This is a genomic window from Phormidesmis sp. 146-33 (assembly GCF_052939515.1).
In genome coordinates this window covers 16,737-29,254 of the sequence record NZ_JBJPHU010000024.1, presented here as the reverse complement: position 1 = coordinate 29,254, position 12,518 = coordinate 16,737, and the positions used below count along the sequence as shown (strand labels likewise).

13 protein-coding genes and 1 tRNA gene are annotated in these 12,518 nt (G+C 48.5%); 3 read left to right on the top strand and 11 right to left on the bottom strand.

Translation table 11 applies throughout. From position 1 onward, the window contains the following. Positions 1-12: 12 nt before the first annotated feature. Positions 13-84 (bottom strand) — tRNA-Lys (locus tag ACJ2PR_RS12145). Positions 85-426: 342 nt separating this feature from the next. On the opposite strand from ACJ2PR_RS12145, the gene ACJ2PR_RS12140 reads away from it, so the two are divergent. Next, complete coding sequence (locus ACJ2PR_RS12140; protein WP_446877172.1) at positions 427-564, top strand: hypothetical protein; 138 nt, start codon at positions 427-429, stop codon at positions 562-564. Positions 565-775: 211 nt separating this feature from the next. On the opposite strand, the gene mfd is transcribed toward ACJ2PR_RS12140, so the two are convergent. The 9 genes from mfd to ACJ2PR_RS12095 form a co-directional block, all read right to left on the bottom strand. Next, a complete protein-coding gene (gene mfd / locus ACJ2PR_RS12135; protein ID WP_446877171.1) occupies positions 776-4,300 on the bottom strand; it encodes a transcription-repair coupling factor in 3,525 nt (1,174 codons plus the stop codon). Positions 4,301-4,750: 450 nt separating this feature from the next. After that, the gene (locus ACJ2PR_RS12130) at positions 4,751-4,963 is read right to left on the bottom strand and encodes a hypothetical protein (RefSeq protein ID WP_446877170.1); all 213 of its coding nucleotides are present in this window, start codon (positions 4,961-4,963) and stop codon (positions 4,751-4,753) included. Then, positions 4,956-5,258, bottom strand: coding sequence for a UPF0175 family protein (locus ACJ2PR_RS12125; protein WP_446877169.1), 303 nt, complete (start codon positions 5,256-5,258; stop codon positions 4,956-4,958). Before ACJ2PR_RS12125 ends, ACJ2PR_RS12130 begins: the two co-directional genes overlap by 8 nt. Before the next feature lie 28 nt (positions 5,259-5,286). Next, positions 5,287-5,571: a hypothetical protein gene (locus ACJ2PR_RS12120; RefSeq protein ID WP_446877168.1), complete on the bottom strand. Its 285-nt coding sequence runs from the start codon at positions 5,569-5,571 to the stop codon at positions 5,287-5,289. 29 nt (positions 5,572-5,600) lie between these two features. Further along, positions 5,601-5,759, bottom strand: a complete 159-nt coding sequence (locus tag ACJ2PR_RS12115; RefSeq protein ID WP_446877167.1) for a hypothetical protein — start codon at positions 5,757-5,759, stop codon at positions 5,601-5,603. After that, complete coding sequence (locus tag ACJ2PR_RS12110) at positions 5,749-5,991, bottom strand: type II toxin-antitoxin system RelN family antitoxin (RefSeq protein WP_446856879.1); 243 nt, start codon at positions 5,989-5,991, stop codon at positions 5,749-5,751. Before ACJ2PR_RS12110 ends, ACJ2PR_RS12115 begins: the two co-directional genes overlap by 11 nt. 42 nt (positions 5,992-6,033) lie before the next feature. Then, positions 6,034-9,072 carry a HEAT repeat domain-containing protein gene (locus tag ACJ2PR_RS12105; RefSeq protein ID WP_446877166.1) on the bottom strand — a complete coding sequence of 1,013 codons (3,039 nt, stop codon included), beginning with the start codon at positions 9,070-9,072 and terminating at the stop codon, positions 6,034-6,036. An 84-nt stretch (positions 9,073-9,156) separates the two neighbouring features. Next, positions 9,157-9,627, bottom strand: coding sequence for an HNH endonuclease (locus ACJ2PR_RS12100; protein WP_446877165.1), 471 nt, complete (start codon positions 9,625-9,627; stop codon positions 9,157-9,159). Positions 9,628-9,632: 5 nt separating this feature from the next. Further along, on the bottom strand, positions 9,633-9,872 hold the full coding sequence (locus ACJ2PR_RS12095) for a hypothetical protein (RefSeq protein WP_446877164.1): 240 nt from the start codon (positions 9,870-9,872) through the stop codon (positions 9,633-9,635). A gap of 482 nt (positions 9,873-10,354) precedes the next feature. On the opposite strand from ACJ2PR_RS12095, the gene ACJ2PR_RS12090 reads away from it, so the two are divergent. Next, positions 10,355-10,717: a hypothetical protein gene (locus ACJ2PR_RS12090; RefSeq protein WP_446877163.1), complete on the top strand. Its 363-nt coding sequence runs from the start codon at positions 10,355-10,357 to the stop codon at positions 10,715-10,717. Positions 10,718-10,755: 38 nt separating this feature from the next. Here ACJ2PR_RS12090 and ACJ2PR_RS12085 read toward each other — a convergent pair whose 3' ends face one another. After that, on the bottom strand, positions 10,756-10,926 hold the full coding sequence (locus ACJ2PR_RS12085) for a hypothetical protein (protein ID WP_446877162.1): 171 nt from the start codon (positions 10,924-10,926) through the stop codon (positions 10,756-10,758). A gap of 72 nt (positions 10,927-10,998) precedes the next feature. On the opposite strand from ACJ2PR_RS12085, the gene ACJ2PR_RS12080 reads away from it, so the two are divergent. After that, positions 10,999-12,336, top strand: a complete 1,338-nt coding sequence (locus ACJ2PR_RS12080) for a hemolysin family protein (protein ID WP_446869145.1) — start codon at positions 10,999-11,001, stop codon at positions 12,334-12,336. The last annotated feature ends 182 nt before the right edge of the window (positions 12,337-12,518 follow it).

The following is a 12,518-nucleotide window of genomic DNA, read 5'->3' as shown; positions in this document are numbered from 1 at the left end:
CATCTTAAAAAGTGGATGACCTGGGACTCGAACCCAGAACCAGCGGATTAAGAGTCCGATGCGCTACCATTGCGCTAGTCATCCTTGGATCAGACCATCATCATAGCATTTTGAGCGTAAACCACTTCGTGGATCTGGTCGAAAAAGTTTCTATGCTGTCTGGGCGGCATCCTCTTGTCGTCGGTATCTCTCATCCCAGTTTGCTGCAATATTACGATTTTAAGGTTTGGGTAGATTGTCCTTTAACGTGAATTCGATGGGAGTTTTTCGCTTCGGTCTTCAGCGCTTCTGCCCCCCAACCCCCCAATCTGAGGGACTTTTAGATCATATTTTTCGTTCAAAGTTCCTCACTCGTGGGGGATTTAGGGGGCTGCCCGGATTTGTAACAGCAGCGAAGGATTTCATCGAATTCACGTTCCTTTAGAGTTGGCGCAAAAGCGGGGACTCGATCGCGGCAAACACGAGTACGGCATTGATGAAACTGAACATTGGATCAACGTTTGGGCACCTAACGATCGCGCCTATTTTGAAAAATATTGCCCTGATTTAACGTCAGTTCGATGAGAGTGACTCGCTTCGTTTCACTCGGCTTCAGCCCCCTAAATCCCCCACAAGTGAGGGACTTTGAACGAGAAATATTGTCTCAAAGTCCCCCAAAATTGGGGGGTTGGGGGGCAGAAGTGCTGAATAACGAAGCGAGAAAACTCCATCGAATTCACGTTGATTTATTGGCTGATTTTTTATATTCAACCAGAGCAGACTGATGAAAGGGTCTCTACACCAAAGCGAGTTCTGGTAAGGCTCCTTGCATTCGACCCAGCCAATCGATCAGATTTGACAACTGCTGGTCAGCGCTCAACATGCCCAACCCGCGCACTGTGACTTTACCCGGCATGAAGACAAAGCGCGATCGCAGATGTTCTGGCAAGTTTTCCTTTAATAAATTCCAGGCGGGTTCTTCCATTGGCGTTTCCAGAATCACATGCTGTTTGCCTTCGGGCTTGATGCGGGAGAAGCCGAGTTTTTTGGCGACTTGTTTGAGTTCCATGACGCGCAGCAGTTGGAGAGAAGCAGGGGGAATCGTGCCGTAACGATCGCTCCAGTCGGCGGCAATTTGCGTGAGTTCGGATTTGGATTGGGCAGAGGCCACCGATCGGTAAGCATCCATCTTTTGATCGAGGTCGGGGATGTAGTCGGCAGGAATAAAGGCGGTGAGGTTGAGGTCGATTTGGGTGTCGTCCACTTTGGGAATCTCTTGCCCGCGAATTTCTTTGATGGCATCTTCAAGCATTTCCATATAGAGGTCGAAGCCGATCGCGTCCATTTGTCCCGATTGTTCGGCTCCCAGCAGATTGCCTACGCCGCGAATTTCCATATCTCGGACTGCAAGCTGATAGCCCGATCCCAGTTGAGTAAATTCTTGAAGGGCGCGGAGTCGCTGTCGAGCCGCATCAGATAATTGATGTTGTTTGGGGTAAAACAGCCAGGCGTGGGCTTGAATGCCAGCCCGTCCGACTCGACCGCGCAATTGATAAAGCTGAGACAGCCCAAATTTTTGAGCATCTTCGATCAAGATTGTGTTGACTCTGGGAATGTCTAACCCGGATTCGATAATCGTGGTGCAAAGCAAAATGTCGGCTTCCGCGTCTCCAAAGGTGAGCATCGTCGATTCGAGTTCGGCTTCGGGCATTTGACCATGTGCGATCGCAATCCTCGCCCCCGGAATCATCTCGCGAATCGTCGCTGAAATTTCCTCAATCCCTTCAACTCTGGGCACGACGTAGAAGACCTGTCCACCGCGATCGAGTTCTTGCCGAATCGCCGATCGAATCATTTCAGGATCATAAGGGGACAAGTGAGTTTTAATCGGACGGCGAGAAGGCGGCGGTGTGGTAATCAAGCTCATTTCGCGGACACCAGACAGAGCCATATACAACGTTCTCGGAATCGGCGTAGCGCTTAAGGTGAGCACATCAACCTGTGTCCGCAGTGATTTAATTTTCTCTTTTTGGTTAACGCCAAACCGTTGTTCTTCGTCTACGACTAGCAATCCTAAATCTTTGATTTGAATTCCTTTTCCTAATAGCTGATGCGTTCCCACAACGATATCTAATTCTCCCGTTGCGAGGCGACGCTGAATATCTTTGCGTTCGTCAGCGGTGCGAAATCGATTCATTAAACCAATCTGAATCGGGTATGGCGCGAATCGTTCTTTAAGCGTGTGATAGTGCTGTTGAGTGAGAATTGTGGTTGGAGCTAATAACGCGACTTGCTTTCCCGCAGTCACCGCTTTGAAGATGGCCCGAATCGCGACTTCGGTTTTGCCAAAGCCCACATCGCCGCAGACCAGACGATCCATTGGGCGATCGCTCTCCATATCCAATTTGACATCCTGAGTCGCTTTAAGCTGGTCGGGAGTCGGCTGATAGGGAAACGAATCCTCCATTTCTTCTTGCCAGGGCATGTCGGCGGGATAAGAAAAGCCTTGCTGTTGGGCACGTTGGGCGTAGAGTTGCAGCAAATCCACGGCGACTTTTTTGATCGCTTTACGAACTTTGCCTTTGGTTTTTTCCCAGGCTTTGCTCGACATTTTGTTGAGTTGAGACACTGCATCTCCCGCTCCCCGAAATCGAGACAGCGCACTGAGTTGATCTGCCGCGACTCTCAGCAATCCGTCGGCATATTGCAGCACCAAATATTCACGAGTTTCTTGATTGAGCGTCAGACTTTCTAGCTTGAGAAATTTGCCCACGCCATGATTTTTGTGAACCACATAATCGCCCGGTTGCAGCTTATTGGGATCGACCTGCTTAGACGCTGCGCGGCGACGTTTGCGAACATAACTGGGAGTGGTGAGGGTATGCTGACCAAAAAATTCACGATCGGTCACTACCACCAACCGAAACGTCGGCAAAATAAAGCCTTCTAGCTCCGCCAATCCAGAATATTTGACGGCAACGGGCACATGCTGAGTTTGCAGTTTGTCGATCGCCAAAAAGTCCCGTGGATTGGGCACAAACTGAGCAGGGCAATCGTGTTCTTGCAGCAGGGCGACCGATCGCGACGGTTGGGCCGACACGAGCCAGGTAGAGAACCCACGATCGCGCTCTCCTCTCAACGTTTCGGCCAACCGCCCGAACTGATGAGGCACCGCGGGAACAGGACGACTCGCTAAGTTCAAGCCATTTTTTTCTTCGGCAAGCTCGTTTAAGTAGAGGCGATCGAAGCATTCCACTTCAGACCGCGTTTCGGCAAAGGGGCGATGCAGTTTGGGGAAATTTGGAGATTGAACGGCTCCCACTTCTTGCCAATGTTCTTCGACGTGATCAAACCAGCGATCAGCGTGAGCCTCACACATTTCTGGCTCATCCAGAGCGATCAGCGTATTGTCCGGTAAGTAGTCCAGCAGAGAAGCAGGCTTTGAGAATGCCACACCCAGGAAACGACGCATTCCTGGAATCGCCTGTCCCTGTTCAAATTTCTCCAGATCTTCGGCAGACAAATAGGTTTCCGCTTGGCGAGACGTGAGAGCAGATTGGATGATCGGACTGAAACTCGTCGGCGTGAGAACAAGCGCTTGAATGCGATCGAGCGATCGTTGTGTAGACGGGTCAAACTCCCGAATCTGATCCAACTCGTCGCCAAATAGCTCTAACCGCACAGGCAACTCAGCCGCGACGGGAAACACGTCAATAATGTCTCCCCTCCGGCTCCATTGCCCTTCAGTTTCGACGAGATTTGTCCGCTCATAGCCTAGTCGAGCCAGCTCATTGCTCAAGGTGGTCAGATTAATTTCTTTGCCCCGCTCCAACGTCAAACAGTAGGGCGCAAACAGTTCGACAGGCGGGAGGTGGGGTTGAAGGGCGCGTTCGGTGGCGACGATCGCCAGTGAGGCGTGAGGCGTGAGGCGTGAGGAGGATTGAGTAGAAGCTTTGGATGGAGCATCATTCTCTTTGGTTTCGTCCCTCACTAAATCCGCCAACGTCTGCAACTGCCCCCAGGTCATCTCGGCTTCGGGGTCAAACGATTCGTAGGGCGAGGTTTCTGACGTGGGGTAGAAATGAACGGTTTGCCAACCCATCGCTTCGAGTTGGGCGACCCAGCGTCCGGCTTCCTCTAGGGTGGCGGTGACGACGAGGAGGGGACGAGATTGCGCCTGAGCCAGCGTAGACGCGACAAATCCTTTGGGCAGTCGTGCCAGACCACTCAGCTTGAGAAACTGCTGCTGACCCAACTTATTAAGAAGTTCTGTGGTGAGGGGCGATCGCCCAAGCGCACGAGTAATCGAAGAAAATGCCATTGTCAAAAGCCGAGAGGGAGCATCTAAAGTTTGTCTATCTTTACATGTTAGGGGAAGGATTGAGGGATGAGGGATGAAGAGTGAGGAGGGAGGAGGGAGGGAGGAGATCGAGATTGGAGAGAGTTGTGTTTCTAATGGCAGATCTTCAGATGGAGATTCGTAGTCTCGATCGACCTTTTCAAAGCTTTTCTTTGCTTCAGGAATCCTTACTCGCCTGCTTCTTGGAGTATGAGATCGTATAAGCTTTGACTTCTAGATAGGCTTGAAAGATTTCGGAAGCTGTATTGCTCAGATGTCTGAGCCAGGAGCTTTGCTAAGTCCGTCAAATCGATCGATCATTTCTCGAATCTCGCGGCTGCAAGGTTGGTTTCATCCGATTTGGAATACAGAGTGACCAGAAGAATGCAAACTTTGTCCCTCAGTTGGTAAATGACCCGATAGCCCGCACTTTTACCTTTTTGAAGGTCGCTGTTTTTGACACGGACTTTGAAGACAGTAGTAGGATGTGCCAGGAATTTGGTCGTCGGGACGGTTTCCAGTTTCGAGGTCGTCAAACAGAGGTTGTAAATCAGACCGGATACTGCGATAACGTTTGGCTAGTTTGCGAAGTTGTGCCTGAAAGTCAAGTGAGACTAAGATCTCAATGGCAGAAGACTCAGACATCAATTCCATCCCAAAGTTCAGAAATGGGTTTTACTCTGCCTTCTTTGATGTCCTGTAAGGAGATCCGCAAATGGGCAAGAATGAGTTCGTTTGGGTCGTCGTCAGGGTCGCTTGGGGCAGTTAGGATTGCGCGATCGACAAGCAGTTGATAGAAATCATCGACATCCATCTCGATGACTTTGGCAGCTTGCTCAATGAGCAGGATTTTTTGTTGAAAGAGCGCGATCGCAAGTTCAGCTTTGAGGTCGCTTTCGGTGAGGGTCAGAGAGTCGGGAAGGTCGATCGTGATTTGCATGATTTTGGCTCCTGTTGTCGTGGTGACTCTACTTCACGTCTTCGCTCACGCCTTCCAGGAATGCAATTGCGCCTTTGCCCCAAGGATTTGATTCGACAAAGTGTTCTCCGACTTTGAGCGCTGCTTTTTTGCTTCCGTTCCAGAGGCGTTTGAGGTTGAGGAAGTTTTGCCAGCGAAGTTTGTCCTGCGATTCGATCAGTTTTGCTTCGACATCAATGATTTGTGCAATTGCAGTTTCATCCGTCACAGCGGTGTATTTCTGCTGCAAGCTAAGGATGAATGCTTGAAAATCGTTTACTACAGCATTTTTCAAGTAGATGTAGTACGATTAACTAGTCAGTGTCAGTAGAAAATTTGATCTCCAGGCAGTTCACCAGATTCAAGTTGATCGATGATGGGTTGAATGTCAAGCCGGATACGGTGGTAGCGTTTGCCAAGTTGACGGACTTCACTTTCAAAGCGATCGCTCACTCTAACTTCAATAGGTGAATCAATCGACATCCATGTTCTCCCAAAGTTGAGAGACAGGTTTGGTTCTTCCAGCTAGGACATCTTGCCAACCTTGATAAAGTCCTTCGCGAATCACTTCGATCGACGTGTCTTCGAGGTCTTCTTCGGGTTCAGCAATGAGGACAATGACGCGAACTCTGCTATTGTGGGCAAGGTTGAGCGGTTCATCCAGCGTGAGTTGTCCTGTTTCTGTGAGAGTTGCGGTGGTTTCGATCGCTTTCATGGTTAAGTTTCCTTTTAGCTGGGAGTTACGAGTCGTACGTCTCTATGGTGGGGGATCTTTGGGTGGGGCTTCGTGATAGCGATCAACATTCTCGAAGATTTTAATCTCCTTGGCGTTGGGAAAGTTGTTGATGGTAGTGGGAGATCGATCGCTGTCTTGGTGAGTTGAGCGATCGTTCTTCTGTGCTTTGAGATAGTCTTGAAAGATTTCGTAGTTGTAGTATTTGCAGTTCTCTTGGATGGTAGAAATTACCCAAAAGACTTGAGAAATATAATGTTTGAAAGCTATGTTTTTTAAGGCTGATAATTGGTTTGCTACAACTTCAGGTTGGCATTTGACTAAAACTAAAGCAATCCTATTAGAAAAATATTGATCTGCTTTGTGTGGCTCTGGATTATCTAATGCTTCTACGAGCCACCTACATGTATCAAGATCAGCAAATTTAGATAGAAGACGTAGAATTTCGTCTGGCGATTCATATCCTAAATCAGCTAATGCTTGACGCAAATAGGGTAAGACTTCAGCTCTACTAAGTTTTCCAAGCTCAACAGCAGCAGTCTGCCAACACGTTTCTCTTGCCTTGAGCATGTTCCATAATGGCTCTTCTATCTTAAGTTTTGCTAAACTCTTAATTCCCTTTACCCGCGCATCTAATGAGCCTTTATTTAGAGCAGATAGTAATTCTGGAATAGCCTCTTGGTTACCAAAATTACTTAATGAAAAAGCTGCTTTTCTACGAACGTCTGGACTGGGATCGTTACGCAAAGCATTGAGCAGACATGAGACTGCCTCTTCGTTATTAATCGATCCCAAGGCTTCAGCACCCATCCGCCGGATTGCTGTTTGTTCATATTCCTCCAGAAATGCAGCCTGTGCAGAAAAAATTGATGAGCTAGTATACTGCATCGCACTGAGCAGCATGGGAAGAGCAGAGGCATTGCCCAAACTGCCCAACACAAAAGCAGCAGACCTCACAATGTCTAAATTTTGATGAGTTAGTAGTTTCTCCAGTTGCTTGAAGTCTTTAATATTCCTTTGAACAAGCTGTTTTTTAGCTCCGTGTCGCAACTCTGGATTAGCGTGAGCGAGCAGCTTGATCAACACCTGTGTGGCAAGCTCACTGGTTGATTTTCCTATCAAGTCAATCAGTTTTACTTGAATAGATGAGTCTTGCTGTTGCTCTAGAATTTGTGCTAACTCAGGAACGATCGCCTCATATGCAGCTTTAGGTGTAGATCCAATTAGGTTGAGTAAATGGTTTTTATCATATTCAGAGTCTGGGTCTTTTAACTTATCAAGCAATTCTGGAAGAAATTCTTCAGCATCAAGTTTCATTAATAATGCTGGTGCTTGAGTGAAGAAAGTTAATACAAATCGAGTTCTTTGGTTCATAAGTCTATTGCGGAGAAGCTCAATTGCCGCTTGTGGATCAACATACGCGAGTGCTTCGACGTGTTTCTCCCATACACCGCCTGTTTGATCATTGCCACCAAACGATTCTTGAGCAAAAAATCTAGAATCTATTTCCTTTAACCTATCTCTTAAAAGGCTGACTACAGACTGATTGTTGGTTTGTCCCACAAAAGCAGCAACAGTCCTGACTATTTCAATATTTGGACTATTCAAAGATTCAAGAAGTCTTGGTAATGCTTCATCTAGTCGCGTTTTTTGCCAAAGTTTCACTCTTAACCACTCTGGTAGATTTCTCTCCTCAATTAGATCGTTAACTAATTTGACTGTCTGCTTCTGGAGCTTTTGCTTTACCTCTCCCGCTAACCGTGCTCCTAGTATCCAATCCACATCCAACGCTAGCGTTACCACTCGCACTGCCTGCGCCTCATCCTCCACCAACGCCAACATCAACGCCACAGGCTCCGTCCACTTCAGATAGTTCAAAAACTCCTGCTTGAGTGGCTCATTCTCTAGTTGCTGAACCCGATCGAGCAAAGCCTCCGCCACATAATATTCCTGAATCAGTTGATGGCGAAACTCAATTTGATCTACGGTTCGATTTTGCAACAGATGATAGTTGAGCAAGTCATCTAGAATATCTCGAATCGGAAATTGCTCATTCGGAAAAATTCTACTGAGTTCTCTTTCTGCTTCATCTCGATGAATTACAACTCGGAAATCGACAGGTGTTTTTCCCTCCATCATGACTAGCGCTAAAGCTTTCAAAGCTGTCTTCCACAGTCTGCGATCGCTCAGTGGTCTGACATCGCCCTTTAAAGCAGCAACCTCATGCTTACGAACACTACTTTTCTCATAGGCTTGCGTGAACACTTGAAACACATTACCCAGATTCGTGGGTAGCTTTGAGTCTGGGCTTTGCTGCACAACTTCACACAGCATCCACAGCAGCAACGGCGTTTGTCCTAACTCTTGCAATCGGTCTTTTAGCTGCCGCAGCATTTCCTCGGCTTGCTCTGGCGACAAATACGATCGAATAAGCGTTTCCATCTGCTCCGGCTTGAGCGGCTGCATTTCTAATTTCTTCTCAATCCCCAGATCTCCCCCAATGCTCAAGTCTCGCGTTGTGAAAATCATCGGTAATTTGAAATTGTTGCGTCGAAATGTTGAAAGCTGCGATCGCGCTTCTTCAGACGGCAATTCATTCACTCCATCAAATAAGATTAGCGATCGAGATAACACCGCTTCATATTGCTCCGTCGATAGCCCATGTCGAGTCAGCGAATTGAGAATTAGTTCTTTAATCGAGCTTTGCCAATAGCGCAGTTCCACCAAGACTGGAATTCTCGCCTGTGGAGTCGTCGCCTCTTCCAGCATCAACCGCGCCAACGCTGTAGACTTTCCCGATCCCGGTCGCCCGACTAACAATACATGCTCGTCTGCGTACATACGAATCCCTTCGAGAACTGGAAACCGCTCGACCGTCTCTTTTTTCTGCTGTTCTCGATCGTCTTTTGCGACCGTTTGAACCGTTAGACCAAAATCAAAAAATGGTGACGTTTCCTTTGACTGCTCTTGCTTTCCTATCGCATCTGTCAACGTGTAAAGCTGCCACCACTTTTCATAAGCGGCACAAATCGACTCAAGATAAGGCTGAAATTGAGAAGACATCGATCGTGCAACCTTAAAAAGGGCTTGTTCTTTATCCTACACATTCAAACTTTCAACACCGGATTTCTTGAGTATTTCTTTGGCTCAGGGACTTTTTCTATCATCCATGATCCGCTGGGCTGCGTCGGTCGGATATCGGCTCATCTCTCTTAGCGCTTCTCGTTCTAGCAAGCGATCGATGTTATTAAAGTCGAGAATCCGACAGGTGACTGCACCAATATTGCTTAAAGGCTGAATGGTAATTCTATCCGTATTATCCAAAACAAAGTGTTCACTCCAGCGATCTATGCGCGGATTGAAAAATCGACTAAAAATACCACTGTCTAATGGCAACACGATCGAGCCGACATCGCTTCCTTTGTTTCGATTACAAGTTGTGCAAGCATAAGCTAAATTGCTGGCATCGGTCACACCCCCATGTTTCTCACTGATGATGTGGTCAACCTGACACCCAAAATAAGAATCTTCTTCATCAAGCAAACAGTACTCACACAGACTACTTGCTCTAGAAATGACAAATCGGCGCAACTCGGTGCTAATGTATGTGGTACTCAAGAGGCTTAGGTCGAGAGATATTTGCGGGCGCGGGCTTTGGCTAGACGCATTAGGTGTTCTAGCTGAATGTAGTGATTTAGTTCAGAGGTTTCATCTAGAGTGAGTCCGGTTGTTTTCTCACGATGAATCAGATCTGCCACTCGTTCCTTAGTTTCCTCAGAAGGACGAAAGGCAATCAGACTATCGGGTGTTGTGCCTGCTGCAATTAAATTAATGACTTCCTCGTAGGCGCGTGATAAGGGCATAGCCTTGTTGCTTTGGAGATAGTGATTGCTTGATCTTACTAGATCGAGAGAAGTCGAAGGGAAGCGCGATCGCAAAAAACACTTGTCCCTAAACTTACACACTCAACTTTGAATCACCGGGACGCTTGAGCATTTCTTCCATCCGCCAAGCAACTCAAAAAGAAGGAATGCCGATCGTATCTCCCCCACGTCGCATTCGATCTCCCCTGCGGAACATACGGAATCTTGTCGCGTTTATCGAATTTTCCCTGCGTCGCATTCGATGTTTCTTTTGTCACATTCGATCTTCTCCGCGGAATATACATAAGTCGATCGCGTTTATTCAATTCGCCCTGCGTCGCATTCGATTTCTCTGCGGAATTTGCTGAATTAGCGCGATCGTCCCCCATCTCAACAGAGATAATTTCAAGGCTTTTCACGGATTTAGCCACAAACAATTGCCGGGAATATTAAAAATGATCATCTAAAGACACCCTTTTTTTATGCCCAGCAAACGTCTCTCCCGCGAAATCATTCAACAAGACGTAGATTCCATGAACGGACTCAATGCCGTCATCGGCTACGCCACCAGCCGCACCGAAGCCACCCCCGAAAGTCTACAGATCGCCTACCAAACCATGTTGTCTAAACAACAACTCGAAACCGAACAGCAAGTGATCGCCCGCGAAGCCTCCGAAGCCGCCCGCAAAGCAGAACAAACTTTCCATAGTGCCGTCCTCGCCATGAAAGAAGCCGTCAGAGGGCAATTTGGCTCAGATGGCAAAGAAGCCGTCGCCATCGGACTCAAACGCAAATCCGATCGCAAACTCCCCTCCCGCAAACTCAAAGAAACCGCCGCCAGCTAAGTCAGTCGATCGGTAGCTGCCCTAAAAAACCAGAGTAGCTACTCCCCGATAAACAGCACCATCCCACCCAAACCTTCGCCACCCTCAAAAACTTCAACCACAACTCCTCCCTCCTCCCTCCTCCCTCCTCCCTCCTCCCTCTTCCCTCCTCTCTCCTCCCTCTTCCCTCCTCTCTCCTCTCTCCTCTCTCCTCCCTCCTCCTCCCTCATCCCTCCTGACCATTCAGCGATACACTAAGACAGTCGATACCTTCCTGCCATACCAACAGGCAGTTTCAGGGAATGCCTTCCTTCAGCATTGAACTTCTGGTCATTTTGCTTTTAACGATCGCCAATGGGCTGTTTGTCATGTCAGAAATGGCGATCGTCTCCGCCCGTAAGGTTCGCCTTCAGCAGTCGGCAAATCAGGGAGACCGTAAGGCGAGGGTGGCGCTAGACCTGGCAAATGATCCGAATAACTTCTTGGCGATCGGACAAGTGGGGATCACGCTGATTGCGATCGTCTCTGGTGCTTTTGGCGAAGCCGCTTTGTCACGCAGGTTTGAGCCGTTTTTTGCCTCAATTCCGCTATTTCAGCCCTATGCTCAGGTGTTGGCATTTCTGATCTCGGTGATTTGCATTACCTATCTGACGCTGATTATTGGCGAATTGGTGCCTAAACGGTTGGCTCTGACCCATCCCGAACGGATTTCAGTAATGGTGGCGACTCCGATGAGTCTGCTGGCTAAAATTGCTGCCCCGATCGTCCTTTTGCTGGGCACCTCTACTGATATTGTCATGCGAATCTTAGGCGTTCGTCCCTCAGAAGAGCCACAGGTGACGGAAGAAGAGATTCGCGTCATGATCGAGCAGGGCACCGAAGCCGGGATGTTTGAGCAAGCAGAAGAAGACATCATGAAACGGGTGTTTCGGCTGGGCGATCGGCGCATCAGCGCGTTGATGACTCCCCGACTCGACATTATCTGGCTCGATCTAGAAGACTCCGCCGAAGAAAACCGCCGCGCCATGATGGAGAGTTCTCACTCGCGATTTCCGGTCTGTCACGGAGGCTTAGACAATTTGCTGGGGGTCGTGCAAGTTTACGATCTGCTGGTCAAAAGCTGGTCAGGGCAAGAATTGGATCTCACCAGTTCCCTGCAAACTCCTGTATTTGTCCCCGAAAGCACCCGTGCGCTCAAAGTGTTGGAACTGTTTAAACAGTCGGGAACTCAGATCGCTTTTGTCGTCGATGAGTATGGCGTGATTCAGGGATTGGTGACGTTTACGGATGTGCTGCAAGCGATCGTGGGCGATATTCCGTCGATCGAAGAACTCGAAGAACCGCAGGCTGTCCAGCGTGAAGATGGCTCCTGGCTACTGGATGGAATGTTACCCATCTACCAATTCAAAGAAATTCTCAACCTGGAAGACGAAGAACTGCCGGGGGAGCAGCGGGGCACTTATCAAACCTTGGGCGGCTTTGTCGTCATGCACCTGGGGCGAATTCCGGCTCCGGCTGACCATTTTGAGTGGAGTACGATGCGCTTTGAAGTGATGGATATGGATGGCAATCGAGTTGATAAAGTGCTGGTGATGGTGGACGAAGAAGCCGAGCGGCGATCGCGCGATTATCGAGATTAGCGATCGAGGGTAACGACTCAAGAGCTACAAGAAATCGGGCGTTGCTGATTGGAGGGATGAATCTGTGGGAAGTGTCCATCTTTTCGCCCCCTAAATCCCCCAAAAATGGGGGACTTTGAACCTTGGGTTTCCCGCCGCTTTGGGGCAATTCATCCCCTGATTCAGCAACGCCAGAAATCGAG

Bases quoted from the DNA above. Each gene is read 5' to 3' on its own strand.
- mfd (WP_446877171.1), bottom strand. From the start codon at position 4,300: ATGGCATTTTCTTCGATTACTCGTGCGCTTGGGCGATCGCCCCTCACC.
- ACJ2PR_RS12130 (WP_446877170.1), bottom strand. From the start codon at position 4,963: ATGTCTGAGTCTTCTGCCATTGAGATCTTAGTCTCACTTGACTTTCAG.
- ACJ2PR_RS12125 (WP_446877169.1), bottom strand. From the start codon at position 5,258: ATGCAAATCACGATCGACCTTCCCGACTCTCTGACCCTCACCGAAAGC.
- ACJ2PR_RS12115 (WP_446877167.1), bottom strand. From the start codon at position 5,759: ATGTCGATTGATTCACCTATTGAAGTTAGAGTGAGCGATCGCTTTGAA.
- ACJ2PR_RS12110 (WP_446856879.1), bottom strand. From the start codon at position 5,991: ATGAAAGCGATCGAAACCACCGCAACTCTCACAGAAACAGGACAACTC.
- ACJ2PR_RS12105 (WP_446877166.1), bottom strand. From the start codon at position 9,072: ATGTCTTCTCAATTTCAGCCTTATCTTGAGTCGATTTGTGCCGCTTAT.
- ACJ2PR_RS12095 (WP_446877164.1), bottom strand. From the start codon at position 9,872: ATGCCCTTATCACGCGCCTACGAGGAAGTCATTAATTTAATTGCAGCA.
- ACJ2PR_RS12090 (WP_446877163.1), top strand. From the start codon at position 10,355: ATGCCCAGCAAACGTCTCTCCCGCGAAATCATTCAACAAGACGTAGAT.
- ACJ2PR_RS12085 (WP_446877162.1), bottom strand. From the start codon at position 10,926: ATGAGGGAGGAGGAGGGAGGAGAGAGGAGAGAGGAGAGAGGAGGGAAG.
- ACJ2PR_RS12080 (WP_446869145.1), top strand. From the start codon at position 10,999: ATGCCTTCCTTCAGCATTGAACTTCTGGTCATTTTGCTTTTAACGATC.